The following is a 21,082-nucleotide window of genomic DNA, read 5'->3' on the forward strand; positions in this document are numbered from 1 at the left end:
AACTCACAAAAATGACTCTAATAAAATCTATTTCTGGAATCCGTGGGACGATCGGAGGAAAAGTAGGAGATAATTTGACTCCTGTTGATGCAGTGAAGTTTGCGTCGGCATACGGAACTTTCTTAAAAAATAACATTGCTAAAGATAAATTAACCGTGGTAATTGGTCGTGATGCCAGAATTTCTGGGCCAATGATCCACAATTTAGTTGTAAATACTTTAATCGGTTTAGGAATCAATGTAATTGATCTTGGACTTTCTACAACCCCAACGGTTGAAGTGGCTGTTCCGTTAGAAAAAGCAGACGGTGGAATTATCTTAACAGCTTCTCACAATCCAAAACAATGGAATGCCTTAAAATTATTAAATGCTAAAGGAGAATTTTTAAGCGGTGCAGATGGTGCTAAAATTTTAGAAATTGCTGAAGCAGAAGCTTTCGATTTTTCTGACGTTGATAGTTTAGGCGAAATCATTTCAAATGATGCTTATATGGACATTCATATTGATGAAGTTTTGAACTTGCCTTTGGTTGATATTGAAGTTGTAAAAGAAGCTAAATTTAAAGTGGTTATTGATGGAGTTAATTCTTCGGGAGGAATTATTATTCCAAAACTTTTGAAACAAATGGGAGTGGAAGTAGTAGAATTATACTGCGAACCAAACGGACATTTCCCTCATAATCCAGAGCCATTAAAAGAGCATTTAACGGATATTTCAGAATTAGTTGTAAAAGAAAAAGCGGATTTCGGAATCGTGGTAGATCCAGACGTTGATCGTTTGGCTTTCATCAGCGAAGACGGAGAAATGTTTGGTGAAGAATATACACTAGTTGCTGTAGCAGATTATGTTTTAAGTAAAACTCCTGGAAATACAGTTTCTAATATGTCTTCTTCTCGTGCATTAAGAGACGTTACAAAAGCCCACAACGGAAACTACGAAGCAAGTGCAGTAGGAGAGGTGAATGTGGTTGAATTAATGAAAAAAAACAATGCTGTAATTGGTGGTGAAGGAAACGGTGGAATTATCTATCCTGAATTACATTACGGACGCGATAGTTTGGTTGGAGTTGCTTTATTCTTAACACATTTAGCAAACAAAAAAATGTCGGTTGCAGCCTTGAGAGCTTCTTATCCGGAATATTATATGAGTAAAAATAAAATTGAATTGACACCGCAGATTGATGTCGATGCGATTTTAACTCAAATGACAGAGAAATATAAAAACGAAGATATCTCGACAATTGACGGTGTAAAAATTGATTTTGCTACAGAATGGGTTCATTTAAGAAAATCAAATACAGAACCAATTATTCGTATTTACACAGAAGCTCCTTCTCAGGAGGAAGCTGATAAATTGGCTCTTCGTATTATTGACGAAATTAAAGTAATCGCTGGAATCTAAGATTTTAGTTTTTAATCCATAAAAAAGCCTCTTTTGTTAAAAAGAGGCTTTTTGTTTTTTCGGATTTTTCTAAGTATTAATTAATTTTATGTTTCCATCTTTTGTGCGTCCACAAATAGAATTCAGGTTTTGCGAGAATTTGTTTTTCAACCTCTTTTAAATACATTTCTGTAATCTCGAAGTCTTCAAAATCTTTTGGATTGTCAGCAAGAGATAAAAAGGTAGCTTCATAAAATCCTCTTTTTACTTTTTCTACCTTTACCATAATTACAGCCAAATCGTATTTCTTAGCTAGCATTTCGGCTCCAGTATGAACAGGGACTTCAACTCCTAAAAATTTCATTGAATGAAAAATTCTATCTAGTTTAGGCGATTGATCACTTGCCAAACCGTACATGCTTAATACTCCATTACGCTGGTTTTGAGCCATGGTTGGAATTGCTTTTCTGGTTTCAATCATTTCTGTATTGTATTTCGAACGGATTTTTCGAACTAATTTATCAAAATAAGGATTGGCTAATTTTTTATAAACTGCAACTCCTTGAAAACCAAGTTTAGGATTTATAGTCAAAAGCCATTCATAACTTGCATAATGCGAAGCTACTAGAATTACGCTTTTTCCTTTTTTGGCATAATCCAAAACCAAATCGATATTGGTGACATGAAATCTTCTTTCCATTTCTTCAGGAGACATACTCATGGTTTTAACCATCTCCAAAAACATATCGCACATGTGTTTGTAGAATTTCTTTTCGATCTCTTTCCTTTCAGGATCACTTAAGTGTGGTAAAGTAAGCGCCAGATTTTCACGAACCACTTTTTTACGATATCCAATAACCCTGTAAATCAGAAAATATACAAAATCTGAGAACAAGTAAAATATTGGGAAAGGTAATATAGAGATTAGCCAAAGTAAAGGGTAGGCCAAAATATAAACAAGAAACTGCATGTAATTTTTTTTGACAAAGATAAATTAAAAATGATTATCGATCGATATTTTGCATTCGTGCTAACTTATCTTTAAGAATGATTATATTTACAATTCACAATAATTTTGATTTATGAATATCATTTTAGCAGGGATTATCGTCGCCAACGCTGTTATTAGTTATAAAGGTTTTAATGATCTTTCTTTTTTTAGGAAGTACGAATTTCATGTAGGAAGTATTCGTTCGGGTGAACAGTTTAGAATGCTTTCTTCTGGTTTTTTGCATGTTGATATGCTGCATTTAATTTTCAATATGCTGACACTCTATTTTTTTGCGCCTGTTGTATTAGATTGGCTCGGAACTTTCTCTTTTGTCCTGATTTATTTTGGAAGTTTGATTTTCGGAAGTCTTTTGACGATGCTTTTCCATAAAAATGACTATAGTTATCGTGCCGTTGGGGCTTCTGGAGCTGTAACAGGGGTTTTGTATTCTGCAATATTGTTAAGACCTGACATGATGCTCGGAATATTTTTTGTCATTCCGATGCCAGCCTATATTTTCGGAATTTTATATTTATTGTATTCCATTTACGGTATGAAAGCTAAAAATGATAATATTGGCCATACCGCTCACTTTGGCGGTGCTATAGGTGGTTATGTGATAACTTTGATAAAAGAACCGTCTTTATTTGCCGATCAAACTTTGATGGTAATTCTGCTTGCAATTCCAATTGTAATCCTTTTTGGGATGGCAAAAATGGGAAAATTATAATGATGGCATAACTTTTGGAAAGCTTTTATCAAATATTAAAATTTAACAAAAATGAAAAAACTAGTATTATTTTTAACAATCATGTTTATGACTATGTCTTACGGCCAGGAAATCAAACAAATACCTCTAATCAATGTAAACGGGGAAGGAAAAGTAAAAGTAGCACCTGATCAAGTTTGTATTTCAGCTACGGTTGAAACCAAAGGGAATAATGCTAAAGACGTTAAAAAACAGAATGACGAAAAGATGGACGCTGTTTTAAAATTCATCAAAAAAATGAATGTTCCAACAGCAGATTTCAAAACAAAACAAGTTTCTCTAAATCCGCAATATGATTATGAGAAAAAGAAAACTTCTTACAACGCTACACAAACGGTAGAAATTGTAGTAAAAGATTTGTCTAAATATGATGAATTAATGGAAGGTTTGGTACAGCAAGGAATTAATCGTATCGACAGAGTTTCTTTTGAATCTTCTAAATTAGCACAATATCAATCGGAAGCTAGAAAATTAGCAATGAAAGATGCGAAAGTAAAAGCTGAGGAATACGTATCTGTTTTAGGACAGAAAGTAGGTAAAGCGTTTACAATTTCAGACAATTCACAAGTTTATCATCCACAGCCAATGTATGCTGCGATGAGAATGAAAGAAGCAGATTCAATGGGAGCTTCAAATGAAACTTTAGCTATTGGAGAAATCGAAATTACAGCTAATGTCAGCGTAAGTTTTGTTTTAGACTAAGAAATATAAATTCGAATATTAAAAATCCAAATTCCAAATTTCTTGGGATTTGGATTTTTTGTTTTTTGAAGCTGTATTTTTGTTATTTATTTTGAAAACCTTTTTATGAATAATCCTGAACAATTTTTAAGAAACCATGTAGAAAAAGTTGTCCCTTTGACAGATGAAGAAGCTTCATTCATTGTTTCTCATTTTAAACTGGAAACATTTAAGAAAGGTCAATTTATTATTGAAGAAGGAAATGAAGTTCACAATGTATATTTTTTGTTAGCGGGACTTGTAAAGTTGGTTTATGAAGATCAAGATGCTAAAAAACATATTGTTTCATTTGCCATGGAAGATTGGTGGGAAACCGATTTTCAGGCTTTTTACACGCAAAGCAAAGCCACATTGTTGTTAGAATGTATTGAAGACACGATTGCATATAGTCTTTCATTTGAAAACTTCGAGAAGCTTTGTAATGACTTGCAGAAAATGGAACGTTTTTTTCTTCGAAAATCAATAGCTGGGCATATTGGTTCTCAAACACGAATATTATCTTTTTTGACTTCAAACGCAAGAGAAAGATACGAACAGTTGCTTCTTAAAAATTCCTCTCTTTTACAACGTGTTCCTAAAACTTCTTTAGCTTCTTATTTAGGAGTTTCGCGCGAGACATTGAGCCGCCTTTTTATGTAAGGCTTGTAAATAGTGATATTTGTCACGCCTTTAAAAAATTTAGTCTGCTGATTTTTGCATCTGTTAATTTTAAAAATTTAAAGATGGAAAAACGAGTAATAAATCCGTGGAAATGGCAGGATGCTAGAAATTATGCCCAGGCAGTAGAAGTTACAAATGTTCAAGGTACGCTATATGTTTCTGGACAAACGGCAATAGACGACAATGGAATTTCAAGTAATGCCGATATGAGAAGTCAGCTTTTACAAACATTAGAAAATCTGGAAAAAGTAATTTCTGATGCGGATTATGAATTAAAAAATATCGTAAGATTAAATATTTACACCACAGACAGTGCTTCGTTATTTGAAAATTTTGATGTTTTCCAAAATTGGATTCAGAAAAATGAGGTCAAACAATCCAGTACAGTTTTGGAAGTAAAAAGCCTTTTTGAAACTTTGAAAGTGGAATTGGAAGCAACAGTGATAAAATAAAAATCCAACAAAAAAGGCTGTTTCATACGAGACAGCCTTTAAAGACTAATAAAATAAAAATGTATTCTAAAGTTTTACTTTCCTGATTGGCTTTCAGGGTTCATAATAACTTCGACGCTACTAGAACTATCCAAAACGTGCTTACTAAACTGCTGAATAGTTTTCTGATTAATTTTAGAAATTAGATTTTTATATTCCTCATCTGTTGAAAACGGAATCTGATTTAAGCTGTAATTGTATAAGGTTGTAGCCCAAAAAGAATTCGTTTTAAGCGATTCTTCTCTGTTTTTCAACAAAGCTTTTTTTATGTCTTCCAAATCATTTGCATTGACTGGATTCGATTTTAAATCGTTGATTTCTTTCCAGACAATCTGCATTAATTTTTCCTGTTTCTCAGGATTACAGTCAAAAGTAAGGGCAAGGCTGAATGATGGTTTTGGAATCAATTCCAGATTACCGCCAACGTTTACACCGTAGCTTCCGCCTTCTTCTTCTCTAATGGTCTGCAAGAAACGTTTAGAAAGCAATTCACCAATGATATACATTGTCATGGCATTTTCTTTACTGTATTCTGTTTTTCCAGAAAGATTTAAGTAAACAGTGCTTTTTGCCACTTCCATAGGACGTTTGAAATGCACTATTGTTTTTCCTTTTTTAGGGCCAATATTATGATCTGCGAAAGTTTCTTTTACAGCAGGATTTGATTTTAAATTCCCAATATATTTTTGAATCATTTCTAAAGCACCTTCAGGAATATTCCCAACAAAAACGAAAGTAAAATCCGAAGCATTTTTAATTCGGTCTCTATAAATATTCTCTGCTTTCTGCAAATCAATGTTTTGTAAAAACTTTTCATCAAAAATAAAAGTTCTTGGATTGTGATTCGAATTGGCTAAAGCAACAGAATCTTTGAATGTATTTCCGTTGTCTTTTTTGATTGTTTCCAAACGGTTTTTATACTGTTCCTTTAAGATGCTGAAAATGTTCGGGTCAAAGCGTGGCGCTTCAAAAGAAAGATACATCAATTGCAGCATCGTTTCGAAATCGGCTTTGTTGGAACTGCCTTGGAATCCCTGCGTATTTTCGCCAATAAAAGGAGCAGACTGTGCTACTTTACCTGTCAATTTTTCTTTTAAAGCAATATTATCAAAATTGCCTAAACCAGATGATCTTGCGATCGTTGTGGCGATCTCGGCAGAAGCTAAATCTTCTGTTTTAATTAAAGATTTACCGCCTTTAGAAAAAGCTGTCAATACAACTTGATCTTGTGAGTAAGTTGTAGGCAATACAATTACATTAGCGCCATTTTCTAAAGTATATCCTTTTGCAGCTGTAATTCCCGGCACTTCAAATGTTTTTTTAATTGAGGCTGGTTTTAATTCTTTTGTAATTAAAGGTTCGTTATTCTCTTTTTTCGTGTAAGGTTCTAAAGTCTTGTTTTCGACTTTTTTCATTACTTGAACAACAGATTCTTTCGTTGGAAAATTTACTTTATCCTCATCAGAACCAGTTACTAAAATGACTTGATTAGTTGGTTTCTGAATGGTTTTGACGTAAGCATTTATTTCGTCTAAAGTGATACTTTTGATAATGCCAACAATTAATTTATAATCATCTTCAGCAGAAAGAAAAGGTTTTGCTTTTAAGAAATAATTTGTCAGTTTATCCGACCAAGTGTCGTTGTCCACTTTATCTTTATTGCTTATAAAATCATCATACGAACTAATAAAAAGTTTTTTAGTTCTGTCCAATTCAGTTTGTGCAATTCCAAAACGTTTTAAACGTTCGGCTTCTGTATAAGCATCTTCAAAGGCTTCTAATGTTTTTCCTTTTTTGGCTGCAGCCGAAATATTAAAGGAAGTATTTAATCTTGAAATCGGTTCAAAATAGGTTTTCATTCCTAAAGAGGAGCTTTGGTTTTTCAAAATCAATTCTTTGAAACGGTTGTTTAGAATACTGGTATAAAAAGAATTCATTACGTTTTTACGGCTCAGAATACTGTCTTTTACCAAAGGTTCATCCAAAACATATTGCAGTGTAATATTGGTTGATGAAGCTTCTTTATCAGATGCTGTTCCAAAATACAATTCATCGTGTTTTGGAATTTCAAAATAGGTGCGTGGCGCTGGTTTTTTTGCTAATGGAATTCCAGAAAAAATAGCTTTTACCTTTTGTTCCATTGCTTTTACATCAATATCTCCTACGATTATTACAGCTTGTAAATCGGGTCTATACCATTTTTTATAATAATTTCTCAGTTCAGGATATTTGAAGTTATTGATGATATTTAAATCACCAATAACGTCTCTTTTACTGTATTTCGAACCTTTATATAGAACAGGATCAGTCTGCATTTTTAAACGGAAACCGCTTGTACGGCGTGTTCTCCATTCTTCGCGGATAACGCCTCTTTCGGCATCAATTTCTTCATTGGTCAAAGAAAGAGAACCCGACCAGTCGTGTAAAACCCAAAGTGTAGAATCGATTAGTTTTTCGTTGGAAACAGGAACCGTGCTGATATTGTAAACCGTTTCGTCCTGAGCGGTATAAGCATTGATGTCTTTTCCGAAACTTACACCGTTTTTTTCCAGCATTTTAATGATGCCTTTTCCTTTAAAATGTTCGGTTCCGTTAAACGCCATGTGTTCTAGAAAATGCGCCAATCCGTTTTGATTGTCATCTTCTAAAATAGCGCCGACATTTTGAACAAAATAAAAACTCGCTCTATCTTTCGGCTCCTCGTTATGCAGAATATAATAAGTTAGACCGTTTTTTAATTTTCCAGTCGTCACGTTTTTGTCCAGCGGAATCGTGGTTTTAAACTGCGAAAATGCGCCTTGAAAAGACAAGGCCATAATCGCAATGATGATATTTTTTTTAGTATTCATTTTTTTGAATTTTATCTTCTATTTCTTCTTATAAGTATAAAAGCACCGCCTAATATGATCAATAATGGAAAGATTCCGATAAACAAAATTTTGTCAATGAAAACTTGATTTGAAGTAATCGTGATTTTTTTGTCGGTTTTTTGAGGACGAGTAGTATCAATTGGGAATTGATAATTGCTGAACCAGCTGAAGATATCCGTTACAAATTGAAAAGTTCCAGATCCGCCACGGCTTAATTCGGCATTGCCCATAAAATCGGCATCTCCCGCAACAATTATTTTTTGTGTTTTACCATTGATGTTTCTGGTTAATGCAGCTACCAAAGGAATTTCTTTTGAAGAAGGCTGTTTCTTTAAATCTTCTGAAATTGAAGTAATTCCTGCCTGAGATTCCCATGCTGGCTGCTTATTGGTTTTTAAAAGTGGCGTAACTTTAAATCCAGCATCTTTTGTTGTGGTAATACCACTGCTTCCTAAAAACGGAATTGGATTATTGATTTTGCTTAATTTGATTACTGTAGAATCAGCATTTTTTTGAAGTTCGGTTACTAAGAAATCAGGTGAATTTGTTTCACTTTCCTGCACTAAAGTCTGTTTTGTAAATCCGATTCCAAGTTTATCTGTAACTGCAGCTAAAGCTGAATTAGTTTCAGGTTCTGCCAAAAGCATCAAGTTTTTGCCTTCATCAATATATTTAGTAATACGGTCGACAGCACCTTGACTTAATTGTGTTTTAGGATCTGCAATGATTAAAATAGTAGTTTCAGAAGGAATGTTCTGTGCATTAATATCAACAGAAATAACGTCAAATCCTTGATTGATTAATGAGTTTCTGAATGTTATTTCGTTAAATCCGGTTTTATAATTTTTATCTCCATTTTTTTCAATACTGCGTTCCATATTTCCAGTTGCAAATACAATTTTTACAGGATTAGAAACTAAGCGCTTTAATGAAGCGGAGATTTCTTTTTCAAATGGTACTTTAAATAAGTCATCAAACATTCTCAGGAAAGTCTTCTTTCCGTTATATTCTACTGTTCTGACCACTCTGTTTTGTTCTGGTCCTAAATCGATAATTTTTTTGATTTCTGCTGGAGAATATAATTTTTTAAGTTTCATATTCTGCGACTCGACCATTTTTTCGGCAAGCTGTTTGTCGTTTAACCCTGGATTTTGGGCATACAAAGCTTCATTTGTTGAAGTGTCGTAATAATAAATGTACTCCATTTCTATTTGGGGCAAAAAACGGGTATATTTTGCAAAACTCGCAATATCAGAGTTTTGAGAGTATGGCATTGCCATATAATAATTAATGTCTAATAAGTTAACATAGGTCGTTATCTTAACAGGTCCTTCTATCTTATCAACAACATCTAAACTACTTTTGGTTAATGTGTTGTCTTTATTTCTAGTCATATCATGATAGAAAGTAAGTGGCGCTCTAGAAGTAATATACCCAAGAGATAAGACAGTAGCGATTAGCAAAGTGTATTTTAGAACTCTTTTTGATGCAGTCTGTGCATCTCTTCCAGTCTGTAGTTTATAAATACTCAATACAATAAAAAGACTGCTTACCAAAACAAAGTATAATACATCTTTACTGATAATTAATCCTTCGAGCATTTCGTTAGCACGCCCGGCGATCGAAAGGAAATAGGTAATATCTTTTACGATTTCGACATCCTGCCAAAGTTTTCCAATAAAATTTAAACCTGCTAAAACTACCAGAGTACTAATAGCGGCTACAACTTGGTAAGAAGTCAGACACGACATAAAAAGTCCGATTGCGGCATAAGTACAAACTAATAAATACAAACCAATTAATCCTGAAATGGCAAACTTAAGATCTAAATTTTCTATAGAAAAATAAGCAATACCAACTTGCAAGCCTAGAATTGCAATAAATAAAAGGCAGTAAGCGGCAATGGCTAAATATTTGCCCAATACAATATCTTTAATTCTAATTGGTGAAGAAAGGAGTAATTTGATCGAACCGCTGTTGATTTCACGGCTTACTAATCCCATTGTCAAAAGCGGTACATACAGATAAAGATAATTTTGCATTTCTGTATACAACCCACTGAAACCAGAAAAAATAATCTGTGATAAATTGTCCATACTTTGTCCAATTTTCTGTGCTTTTTCGAAACGTTCAATGGTATTGAAAAATTTCCAGCTTGACTGGATTGAAAATATTACTAAAACCACCCATGCAACAGGCGAGTAGAACATCGTGTTGAGTTCTGTTTTAGCAATTCTATATATTGTTTTCATTTTTATATTTTTTATTTAAGAAAGAATAGCGTTTTTAGATGGTGCTTTTTTAGATAATTGGGCAAAGATTTCGTCTAGTGAAACTTTTTCAAATTGAATTTCACGAAGTTTCCAATTTTTCTGAACGCTTAATGAGACGATTTTTTCAGCAACTTCCTGTGTACCACTGAAAGTAATCTGTACTTTTTTAGGAGTCAGGTAAACCGCTTCTGTAACTTCAGAAATTTCTTTGAAAGCCTCTACAGCTGGCGGATTTTCAAAACTAGCCGTTAATTTATCAGCTTCGATATAATTGTTAAAAGCGTCCAGCGTATCAGAAAAAACCATGTGTCCGTTTTCAATCATTTTGATATCCTGGCAGGTTGCCTGAACTTCAGAAAGAATGTGAGAAGAAAAGATTACGGCTTTGTCTTGTGCTATTTTCTTAATTAAATTTCGAACTTCTAAAATCTGGTTTGGATCCAATCCGTTTGTTGGCTCATCTAAAACGACTAATTTTGGTTCGTGAATAATAGCCTGTGCAATTCCTACACGCTGTCTATAACCTCCAGACAAGTTTTTAATCAAACGGTGACTGAAATGTGAAATTCCGCATTTTTCTTTTGCCTTTTCTACAGCATTTCTTAAATTCTCTTTTGGAACTAATCTTAACTGCGCACAGTGAATCAGATATTCATCAACCGTTAAATCCAAATGAAGCGGTGGTGTCTGCGGTAAAAAACCAATTAGTTTTTTGGCTTCAACTGGGTTTTCTTTTAGGTTAATTCCATCAATATAAATGTTTCCTTTGGTTTGGTTTAGAACGCCGCAAAGAATATTCATAGTAGTTGATTTTCCAGCTCCATTAGATCCTAAAAGACCTAAAATCCTGTTTTCTTTAATTTCGAAATTGATATTTTGAATTGCCCAATCCTTACTGTATTGATGCGACAAGTCCTCAACTCTTACAATAGTTGTTGTTTCCATAGTGTTTTTTAAAATCGCAGGAATGAATTTTACACATTCATTCCTGCGTGACTTTTAATATTTAGTATCCTGAATTTTGGGTTAAGAAGGGATTAGAACGAATAGCCGTTTCTGGGATTGGAAAAAGACTGTCTGTAGAGGACCAGATTTTTCCTGTTGTAGCTCCAAGAACTTGATCTATTGTACCGCTTCTTTTAAGATCGAACCATCTGTGGCCAAACTCTCCGAATAATTCGCGCTCTCTTTCCAACGAAATTAAAGCAGCTAATTGAGTTGGATCAGTCAAAGTAGTTGAAGGTAACAATGCTCGGTTACGAATAACATTGATATCTTGCTGAGCACCTGTAATGTCATTTGATTTAAGTCTTGCTTCTGCTCTAATTAAATAAAGTTCTGCTAATCTCAAAACTGTAGAACGTTCAACAGGAGTTGAAACGTATGCATTTTTGTATTTTCTTGGCGCTAAAAACGTACTGCCGTTTGAGGCAACAACACTAATTGTCCAGTTTGTTTTTCTAGCATCGTCAGTTTCAAAAAGTGTATTTCCTTTTCTTAACATGTATGTTCCTGCGGTTGTAAACAAAGCTGCACCTTCATAAGTATAAGCTGTTGTAAAATAAGGGATTTGCAGAATAGCTTCCGTATTATCGGCAATAAAAGGGCTGTTTGCAGAAGTTAATCCTGTAATCATTTTATAATTTGCCGTCTGATTAATTACAGCTGTGGCATGTGTTGCTGCATCACTCCATTTTCCTAAATAAAGGTTTACTCTTGCCAATAATGCTTCGGCAGCCCATTTTGTAGCTCTAATTCTTTGTGAATTGTAATTCGAATAATTTACAGGAAGATCAGCTGTGGCGGCAGTTAAATCAAGTACAATTTGATTGTAAACTTCCGCTTGAGTTGTGCGTGGTGCCAAAGCAGATTGATCAACATTTGTAGTAAGTACCAAAGGAACATCGCCCCAAATATTGGTCAAATAGAAATAACAGTAAGCTCTTAAAAACTTAGCTTCAGCAATCCAGCGTGGAGTTTTGGTAGGAGTTAGTGTTTTGCTTGCATTAATTCCTTCTATTACGCTATTTGCATTATAAACAGTTTTATAAAGTTCTGTCCACATGCTTCCTGTTGTTCCATCATTTTCAGGAATTTCGTTAGTAGTATAAACGTTTTCCAATTGTGTTTTAAGAATAAGTTCATCTGAAGTTTCTCCTAAAACATAATGTAATGAACTGTAAAAAGTACTGGTAACCATACTTTGATAGATTCCGTTGACAGCAGCTTCAGCAGTTGGGTCAGAAGCATAAATGGTAACAGAAGATAATTCATTGCTCGGAAGGTCAACATTAAGCATTTCTTCACAGCTCGTTAATCCAAGTAAAAGAAAAAACGAAAATATATAGGTGTATTTTATTGAAGTATTTTTCATGTCTTTTTAGCTTTAAAATGTAAACTGAGTTCCTAAAGTTATGGTACGTAAAGGAGGTAAATTTAAACCTTGGGTTTCTGGATCAAATCCTTTGTATTTGGTAAAAGTGACTAAGTTTTGCCCTTGAAGGGAAAGACGTATACTTTGAATAAATTTTTGAGTTTTTTGATCTAAAGGAATAGTATAAGATGCGCTAACATTTTTTAATTTTATATAAGATGCATCAACAATAGTTGCTGTAGACCCGGCATAATTAGAGAAACTAGCCTGATAGTTGGAACTCAATACATTTCCTTGAGCTAAATATTCATTGTATTCGTCAACCTGATAATTAGCAAGACCATAAGGATATCCTGGTTGTACGGCAATAGACGAAAGCAGACTTCTTCCTTCTTGTTTTACAAACTGGAACAAAAAGTCAAGTGCAAAATTTTTGTATGAAATTGAATTTGAAATTCCTCCATAATATTTAGGATACGAAGGGCCATAGTATTTTCTATCCCCAAGTCCAGTCTGCGCAAAACCTGTAGAGATTTTTCCGTCTCCATTTACATCTTCAAATTGGGCAATACCACTAGCATTTACTCCCGTAAAATTGTATAAATATCTACTGCTTAAAGGATTTCCAACTACATAAGTCGAATAGTAACTAGAGGTTTCTATACCAGGGAAAGACAATAATTTGTTTGAGTTTGTTGAGATATTAAAAGAGGTAGTCCAATTCAAGTTTTTGTTATGAATATTGGTTGTAGCCAAGGTAAATTCCCAACCTTTATTTTCAACTTCGGCATTTAAATTAGCTTGATAAGAAGTAAATCCAGCCTGTGGACTCAGCGTAGCACTTACTAACTGATTTCCTGAAACATTTCTGTAATAAGCCGTAGTGAAAGAGATTCTGTCATTAAGAAAACTTAAGTCTAATGCAGCTTCAAATTTCTTTGTAACTTCCCATTGAAAATTAGGATTAGCGATTCTTGTTGCGGCCATAGAAGAATTTCCAACACCATAAGTCGCAGTCGAATACGTATTGGCATATCCATAATCTCCAATAGCATCACTACCGACTTCTCCATAACTTGAACGAAGTTTACCAAAACTTATGATGGAATTATCTTTAAGAAAGTTCTCTTCTGAGAAAACCCAAGCTCCACCCACAGAACCAAAATTACCATAACGGTTATTAGCTCCAAAACGAGAAGACCCATCTCTTCTGAAATTGACATTTAAAATATACTTATTCTGAATATTATAATTTACTCTACTAAAAAGAGAAGCATATTTATACTCTGAAGAACCATTGTAGATTGTTGCTGTTGCAGCTGTTCCTGTAATACCAACAAGGTTGTCTGAACTGTAACCTGAAGTGTTTACATAAGATGGCATACGAGATTTTCTGTTTTGCCAAGAACCACCTACTAAAGCGGTAAGATTACCTTTCCATATAGAAGTTGTATAATTTAATTGTGGATCAATACTGAAATTGTTCGTATTGTTTATCGAAACGGTATAACTTCTAGATGCATTTAAGGAAATATTATTTGCTGTATAATATACATTGTTCATTCCCGATGCAGGTAAAAATTGTTCAGAAGTCATTTGTGCTCTTCCGTAACCTAAATCTGTTTTAAAAGATAATCCTTTTGCAATTTCGTAGTTGATACTGAAACTTGTAATTAAATTATTTCCTTTATCCTCAACTCTTCTGTTTAAAGCTGCTAATGGGTTTACATCACTAAAATAAGTTGGCGACCAGTAATAAGATCCGTCTGCATTATAGATAGTGTGGTTTGGTGCTGTATTGATAGCATAATTGGTAATATCGTAAAAAGGCAGTTTATTATCATCTGCTGAAAAAATAACTGAAGCTCCTATTTTCAGTTTTTTGTTTAGCGTATAATGGTTTATATTGAAATTGGTAGAAAACTTATTGTATCCAAAATCTCCAGGTAAAACCGTAGATTCTTTATGGTAAGCACTGCTTAACAAGAAGTTTGTATTTTCACTTCCTCCTTTTAAACTTGCAGAAAAGTTGGTAAAATCGGCAGTTCCTCCAATTAATTTTTGCTGCCAGTCTGTATACGCATTTTGGTCAAAAGCGGTTAGGGCAATTCCTGTGCTAAAACTGCTTGGTTGTGCATTAGCGTTGGTTAAAGCTGTGCGGAGCATGTTTAGGTAAGTTGGAGTGTCTAATGTTTTTACCATATGGGCAACATCAGAAATTCCAGAGTTGGTATTTACTGTAAAAACTGTTTTTCCAGCTTCTCCTTTTTTAGTAGTAATAAGAACCACACCATTTGCTCCTCTAGAACCGTAGATTGCAGTTGCATCGGCATCTTTAAGAATTTCAATACTCTGAATGTCATTTGGATTGATTACATTCAGTGGACTTGTAGCTTTTTGTGCACCTCTAATCACTCGATCAGATTGAACTTGTTCTTTTATATCATCACCGATATAAGGAACTCCATCAATTACATAAAGAGGTAGATTATCTCCTGCGATAGAATTTGTACCACGAATACTGATATTGATATTACTTCCTGCGTAACCAGAAGTCTGTGTAACAAAAACTCCAGGAGTTCTTCCTTGCAAACTTTGTAGAATATTGGTTATAGGTTGTTTTTCGATATCTTCAGCAGTAATTTTTACAACAGATCCTGTAGAAGTTCTTCTAGTTGTTGTACCATATCCAATAATTACAACCTCGTCTAATTTAGCCAAATCGGGTTGCATTTTAATGGTAATAGTAGTCTGGTTTTCGACTATAACTTCTTGTGTTTTATATCCTAAATAAGCTATTTTTAAGGTATGTTTTCCTTTTGGTAATTCGATAAAGAATTGACCGTCAAAATCAGATACACCTTGTTTATTACTTCCTAGAACTACGATAGAAACACCTGGAAGAGGTTGTCCGTTTTCATCCAGTACTTTTCCATTCAACATAAAGTTTACATCTTTATCATTGTCTGTTTTTTCAGTATTAAAAGCAGTTTTAGCGATCTCCTTTTTATAAATTACAACATTTTTGTCTACTTGTTTATAGACCAAATTTGTGCCTTGAAATACAGTGTTTAAAATATCACTTACAGTTCGGCGACCACGCTGCGTAGTAACTTTTGGGAAATCTTTTATGATCTGTGGCTGGTATGCGAACAATAATCCCGTTCTGTTTTCTATAGTTTTAAAAAGCGTTTTAATATCTTGATTATGTAGTTCAATGTCAACAGATATAGATTCTAAATTCTGACCACTCATTTCGGTTGCGAAGATCATATGAGTGCCGCAGGTCAGCAAGAAAATGTGGAATAAACTGATTCGCATAATCATAATGGTTTTTTTTGACAAGTGAAAAAAAGACGAATTCTTTTCACTGTCAAACATGGTTGTTTTACAGCGTAATTTCATAAATTTGCTTGTTTTTTAATGGTTACTGGATTAATTGTTAAAAATCTCGGCCATCTGGTGTAGGAGCTGGATGGCTTTTTTAATTTAGTTTTGGTTAATTGGTCTTTGTTTTTAAGGTTAATATTTATTTTCAAAGCTTCCTAAGTAGGAGGTTAGTCAGCCTTATCTATTCTCTTTATTCTCTTCTCTTTATTCACAACCTTTCCCGTCCAAAACAACGTTGCCGGCTTTATTGTAACGATATTCGGTTTCGATAACACTGCTAATTACTTTCAGCACATGATCTAAATCTTCTTCGTTTAAGAAACTTGCTGTTATGCGGCAATTCTTAATTTTTTCGTTCGAGATAAAAATCTGTACTTTATATTTTTGAGCTATTAGCGAAACAGCTTCTGCCATATTTAAATCATCCAGAATCAGGTAATTGCTTTTCCATTCGGTCACAATAGCTGCGCTGACATTATTTTGTTCAAAGTTCAAAGTACTTTTGTTTACTTTAATCTGCTGATTTGGAGTAATTACGCCATATACTTTTTCAACATCTCCGACCTGAACTTTTCCACGGGCAACTGTAACTTCAATATTATCCGAGGAATTTTTCGCATTAATATTAAAAGCAGTTCCTAAAACTCTGGTCTGAATTTTACCAGTATGTACGATAAAAGGTTTTTTTGGATTGTGTTTAATGTCAAAAAATGCCTCTCCAGTTAAGGTAACTTCACGAGTTTTAGAGTCAAAAGAATTCTGCTCGTATTTTAGAGTACTGTTATCATTTAACAAAACTGTACTGCCGTCAGGAAGATGAACCAATTGTTTTCCACTAAAATCAATTAATGTATTTTGCGCTACAACAGCTGGTGTTTCGGGTGCAATAGTTGGAGTTGTTGCTTTTTGTTTAAAAAAGAATGAATTTCCCAAAGCAATTAATAAAGCGATACTTGCCGCTGCAAAAAGCGATTGTAAAACGATTTTTCTTTTTCGTTTTGGAGTTAAATCCACCACTTTAGGTTCATTTTGCGGTTTAGATAAAATATAATTCAGAATATCGTCACTCTGTTTTTTATCCATTACGTCTGTAACATAATCACTTTTCAGCATCTCATGAATTTTTTCTTTCAGAAAATCGTCATGCTCGCCCTGCTGCATTATTTCCATCATTTGCTGCTGTTCTGCATCAGATAGATTATTCTGCAGATAGCCTTCAAATAACTCTTCGAACTTTTTTTGCTGCATTTGTTTCGTTAATTAAATTAGTACTTGTTTGTAAATGATAGATTGGAGTTTTTTTTTTTTTTTTTTTCAGCCCTTCTAATTTTAGGGATAGAACACGTTTTAAATGCCCCTTTTATATAAAGACCATTTAAAAAAGGGGAGGGAGTAGTCGAAAGTGAAAAAAATGTAAAAAAAATGTAAAAAAATGTAGTTCTCGGCTTTTTTGAAAGAAAAAACTTTAGTCTAGAATTTTAAAAACAGCAGCAATGACATGAACATATTCATGTACGGAGAAATTTTAAGACGTATAAATTTTAAAGCCTGCGCCATGTGCTTTTTTACCGTCTCGGTTGAGATGCCTAAATCTTCACCAATTTTTTGATGACTAAGGCCGTCTCTTTTGGCCATTTGATAGACTTTTTGCTGTTGAGGTGGCAGCTGTTCAACGATTTGATTTAAAATCGTATTGTACTGCTCGTCTTTGATATTACTGTCAGTATCAATAATTCCAGCTTCTTTCTGATTGAATTCTGCGATTTGACTTGTTTCTCGCGCGATTTTTTTAATGGAATTGAACAAATGATTGCGTGAAATTATATAGAGGTAGTTTTCAAAATGATCTACTTCTGCTAAAACATCTCGATTCTGCCATATCTTTAGAAAAATGTCCTGAACGGCTTCTTCTGCTTGAATTTTCGATTTCGTGATTCGTAAAGCAGTAGAGTACACATTATTTTTATATTGATTGTACATATTGGTAAACGCAAGCTCACTTCCTTGAGACAATTCAAGGAGAAGTTTTTTTTCGTCTATATTCGAATTTTGAGCCATGTTTTTGGTAACAATCAATTCAGCAATATTATTTATTTTTTTTGATATGAAGATTATTTATCGGTAACAAGCCTCGAAAAATGTTATTTTACCATTTTATCATTAAAATAATAAATAATCGTAAAAATAAGTAACGCTCTTTTGCATAAGATTCAATGAAGTAAAATTGCGATGTTTGATATATTGTAGGTTAAGTCTTGTTTTAATTGAAAATTGAGCAGAATACAATTAAAAATTGATTCTTTTTTGAAGTATATTTATAAAAAATATAGATTTGTCTTTTTTTCAGACCCCTTCTTTTTTTATCAGAAAATTATTCAATCTTTAATTTGATTTTTAATTATGAAAAAGAAGTTGCTTTTATTATTCAGCTTAAGCTGTAGTATTATTTTTTCGCAAACAATCAAAAAACCTTTGGTCAGTGCGATTACTTTAAAGGATCTTAAAACAGATATGTACCAAATGGCTGGTGATCATTTTAACGGTCGTGAGGCTGGTACTTTAGATGAATTAAAAGTATCCATGTGGCTGGCAGAGAAAGCCAAAGAAGCCGGAATGTCACCAGCGGGAGATGATGGCACTTTCTTTCAGTTTTTTGATTTATACCGACATCAGGTTACCAATAATACCAAATTTAAAATCGGGCAAAAAGAATTTAAATTATGGAGTGAGGTACTGGTTGCCGAAACGACCACAAAGAAAGTTGAAGCTCCCATTTTATTTTTAGTTAACGCTTCTGCTGAGGAAATCAGAAAAGCAGATGTAAAAGGAAAAGCTGTTGTAGTATTGGCCTCTAAAGAGGGAATTTCAGATAATATTTCGCTTTTTGAGAGACGTTATCCAGGATTCGTAAAACAGAAATATTATGAAGATTTAGCTTATAGAGGTGCTGCAGCTCTTATTATCGTTGCAGATGAACTGGGCGAAAAAAGCTGGTCTGAAGTGGAGCCTCAAATGAAACGAGGTGTTTACGGAATTGAAGGATACCGTGATAAAATGCCTGTTCCTCCTAGAATGCCTGCTTTTTGGGTTCATAATGATCAATTAGATTTTCTTAAAAACACAAAAGAGTTTTTATCTGCCGAAGTAGTTTCAGAAACTTACAAATATCCATCTGTAAACGTTGTTGGAAAAATTGAAGGAACAGATGCTAAATTAAAGAACGAATATGTTCTTTTCAGCGGACATCAAGATCATGATGGCGTAAGACAGAAATATGGAAAAGATTCTATTTATAATGGAGCAGATGATAATGCAAGTACTTGTGTGGCAATGCTGGCTATTGCTAGAGCTTACAAAAAACAACCAGCAAGAAGATCAGCTTTATTTGTATTTCATGGTTCGGAAGAACGAGGATTGTTAGGTTCAAGTTGGTATGCTTCACATCTAACAGTACCTGAAAAAGATATAATTGCTGTTTTGAATGGTGATATGATAGGTCGAAATGATATCAATCAAGCAGCACTTTTAGGATCAAGTGACCCGCATCAAAATTCGCCTGATTTGGTAGCTGTTGCTAAAAAAGCCAATGACGAAGGACCAAAATTTGAGCTTGATAAACTTTGGGACAGACCTGAACATCCTGAATTTTTCTATTTTAGATCGGATCATCTGCCTTATGCCAGAAAAAATATTCCAGCAGTATTTTTTACAAGCGTACTGCACAGTCAATATCATACTCCAATGGATGAGTCGGAAAATATAGATTTTGAAAAACTGCATAAAATGACAGATTGGATGTACCGAACAGGCTGGATTTTATCGAATCAAGTGGAACGTCCAAAAGTGATTCCACAAAAAAGGGAAAGATAATTATTAATATATAAAACAGAGGTGTTTGACTAATCAGGCACCTCTGTTTTTTTATTGTCTAACTGACGTTTTATCTTGAAGTGTCATTTTAGCGATTTCATCTTTTCGTTTAAAAGTTACACCATTATGTTTTTTGATTTTACACTCCTATTTTTCATAAAATAGTACAGATTACGCTTTTCATTTGTAAAACTTTTCGTTATTTATAAACTACATATTAGTGTATTTCTTAAATTTGTAATACGCACCATAAAAACCGTTTTATTATGCCAATAATTAAACAATCAGAATATAGTTTTCCTTCTATTATTCACCGTAACAGGCATATTTCTACTATTTATGCCGCTTTGATTAAAAAGTTTGATGCTCCTGATTATACCAGAGAAAAACTGGAATTAAACGATGGAGATTTTATCAATATTGATTTTGTTCTAAACAATTCTAAAAAAGCGGTTATTCTTTGTCATGGTTTAGAAGGAGATTCCCGAAGAACTTATAATAATAGCTGTGCCTCTTATTTTTTGGAGCAGGGTTTTTCTGTTTTTGCTTGGAATAATAGAACTTGTGGAGGAGAAATGAATCGACTACCAAGGTTGTATCATCATGGTGCGGTTGATGATCTTAATGAAGTGGTTCAGTTTGCACTGCAGAAAGGATTTGAAGAGCTTTATTTAATTGGATATTCAATGGGAGGTGTACAGCTTTTGAATTATCTAGGCTGGACAAAAATTGATGAAAGAATAAAAGCTGCCGTTTCCATTTCGGTTCCAACACACATTGCTACCAGTGCTGAGGTACTAAAACAAGGTTTCAACAGGGTTTACTTAAAGAATTTTACCATTGATATAAAGAAAAAGCTGAAATACAAAGCCGTTCAGTTTCCAGATTTTATAAATAGCGATCAGATTGATAAAATTACTTCTTTTGATGAAGTCGATCAGTATTTTACGGCACCGCTTCATGGTTTTGCAAGTAGAGAAGACTATTATCACCGAGTTTCTCCAGAATTTTCGCTTAAAAATATTACGACTCCCGTTTTAATTATTAATTCACTTGACGATCCTTTTTTAGGAGAAAGATGTTATCCAAGAGCAATTGCACAGGATAGCGAATATGTATATCTTGAAACTCCAAAATATGGCGGACATTGTGCTTTTCCGCTGCGTAATTCAACTTATTCTTATGCCGAGAAAAGAGCATTTGAGTTTTTTACGTCTTATCAATCCGCAGAAACTTTTAAAGCTTAGAGAACATTGATTAAAGTCTGCTGTAAA

General features: G+C 33.8%; 15 protein-coding genes. 7 read left to right on the top strand and 8 right to left on the bottom strand.

Annotated features, from left to right (window positions below; genetic code table 11):
- Positions 1-11: 11 nt before the first annotated feature.
- Complete coding sequence (gene glmM / locus GSY47_RS07080; RefSeq protein WP_179005097.1) at positions 12-1,400, top strand: phosphoglucosamine mutase; 1,389 nt, start codon at positions 12-14, stop codon at positions 1,398-1,400.
- Between the two features lie 76 nt (positions 1,401-1,476).
- Here the strand turns inward: glmM and GSY47_RS07085 are convergent, their stop codons facing one another.
- Entirely contained in the window at positions 1,477-2,349 is an 873-nt protein-coding gene (locus tag GSY47_RS07085) for a lysophospholipid acyltransferase family protein (protein ID WP_179005099.1), read from the bottom strand.
- A gap of 112 nt (positions 2,350-2,461) precedes the next feature.
- Between GSY47_RS07085 and GSY47_RS07090 the strand changes: the two genes are divergently transcribed.
- The 4 genes from GSY47_RS07090 to GSY47_RS07105 all read left to right on the top strand — a co-directional run bounded on the left by GSY47_RS07090 (position 2,462) and on the right by GSY47_RS07105 (position 4,992).
- Complete coding sequence (locus GSY47_RS07090; RefSeq protein ID WP_091493095.1) at positions 2,462-3,100, top strand: rhomboid family intramembrane serine protease; 639 nt, start codon at positions 2,462-2,464, stop codon at positions 3,098-3,100.
- Positions 3,101-3,151: 51 nt separating this feature from the next.
- Positions 3,152-3,841 (top strand): SIMPL domain-containing protein, encoded by a 690-nt coding sequence (locus GSY47_RS07095; RefSeq protein WP_179005101.1) that lies wholly within the window; start codon positions 3,152-3,154, stop codon positions 3,839-3,841.
- Positions 3,842-3,946: 105 nt separating this feature from the next.
- Positions 3,947-4,519 (top strand): Crp/Fnr family transcriptional regulator, encoded by a 573-nt coding sequence (locus tag GSY47_RS07100; protein WP_179005103.1) that lies wholly within the window; start codon positions 3,947-3,949, stop codon positions 4,517-4,519.
- Positions 4,520-4,602: 83 nt separating this feature from the next.
- Positions 4,603-4,992, top strand: coding sequence for a RidA family protein (locus tag GSY47_RS07105; protein ID WP_179005105.1), 390 nt, complete (start codon positions 4,603-4,605; stop codon positions 4,990-4,992).
- A 74-nt stretch (positions 4,993-5,066) separates the two neighbouring features.
- Here the strand turns inward: GSY47_RS07105 and GSY47_RS07110 are convergent, their stop codons facing one another.
- From GSY47_RS07110 to GSY47_RS07140, 7 genes are all read right to left on the bottom strand, one after another.
- Positions 5,067-7,880: a M16 family metallopeptidase gene (locus GSY47_RS07110; protein ID WP_219071203.1), complete on the bottom strand. Its 2,814-nt coding sequence runs from the start codon at positions 7,878-7,880 to the stop codon at positions 5,067-5,069.
- A gap of 11 nt (positions 7,881-7,891) precedes the next feature.
- Complete coding sequence (locus GSY47_RS07115; protein WP_179005109.1) at positions 7,892-10,153, bottom strand: Gldg family protein; 2,262 nt, start codon at positions 10,151-10,153, stop codon at positions 7,892-7,894.
- 15 nt (positions 10,154-10,168) lie between these two features.
- Complete coding sequence (locus GSY47_RS07120) at positions 10,169-11,119, bottom strand: ABC transporter ATP-binding protein (RefSeq protein WP_179005111.1); 951 nt, start codon at positions 11,117-11,119, stop codon at positions 10,169-10,171.
- Between the two features lie 61 nt (positions 11,120-11,180).
- Complete coding sequence (locus tag GSY47_RS07125) at positions 11,181-12,548, bottom strand: RagB/SusD family nutrient uptake outer membrane protein (RefSeq protein WP_179005113.1); 1,368 nt, start codon at positions 12,546-12,548, stop codon at positions 11,181-11,183.
- A gap of 12 nt (positions 12,549-12,560) precedes the next feature.
- Positions 12,561-15,953, bottom strand: coding sequence for a TonB-dependent receptor (locus tag GSY47_RS07130; protein ID WP_219071204.1), 3,393 nt, complete (start codon positions 15,951-15,953; stop codon positions 12,561-12,563).
- Between the two features lie 189 nt (positions 15,954-16,142).
- Entirely contained in the window at positions 16,143-17,186 is a 1,044-nt protein-coding gene (locus GSY47_RS07135) for a FecR family protein (RefSeq protein WP_179005117.1), read from the bottom strand.
- A gap of 222 nt (positions 17,187-17,408) precedes the next feature.
- Positions 17,409-17,996: an RNA polymerase sigma factor gene (locus GSY47_RS07140; protein ID WP_179005119.1), complete on the bottom strand. Its 588-nt coding sequence runs from the start codon at positions 17,994-17,996 to the stop codon at positions 17,409-17,411.
- 342 nt (positions 17,997-18,338) lie between these two features.
- On the opposite strand from GSY47_RS07140, the gene GSY47_RS07145 reads away from it, so the two are divergent.
- Entirely contained in the window at positions 18,339-19,808 is a 1,470-nt protein-coding gene (locus GSY47_RS07145; RefSeq protein WP_179005121.1) for a M28 family metallopeptidase, read from the top strand.
- Between the two features lie 266 nt (positions 19,809-20,074).
- Positions 20,075-21,055, top strand: a complete 981-nt coding sequence (locus GSY47_RS07150) for a YheT family hydrolase (RefSeq protein ID WP_179005123.1) — start codon at positions 20,075-20,077, stop codon at positions 21,053-21,055.
- Positions 21,056-21,082: the final 27 nt, after the last annotated feature.

It is taken from the genome of Flavobacterium quisquiliarum (assembly GCF_019308285.1).
GTDB classification, from domain to species: Bacteria; Bacteroidota; Bacteroidia; order Flavobacteriales; family Flavobacteriaceae; genus Flavobacterium; species Flavobacterium quisquiliarum.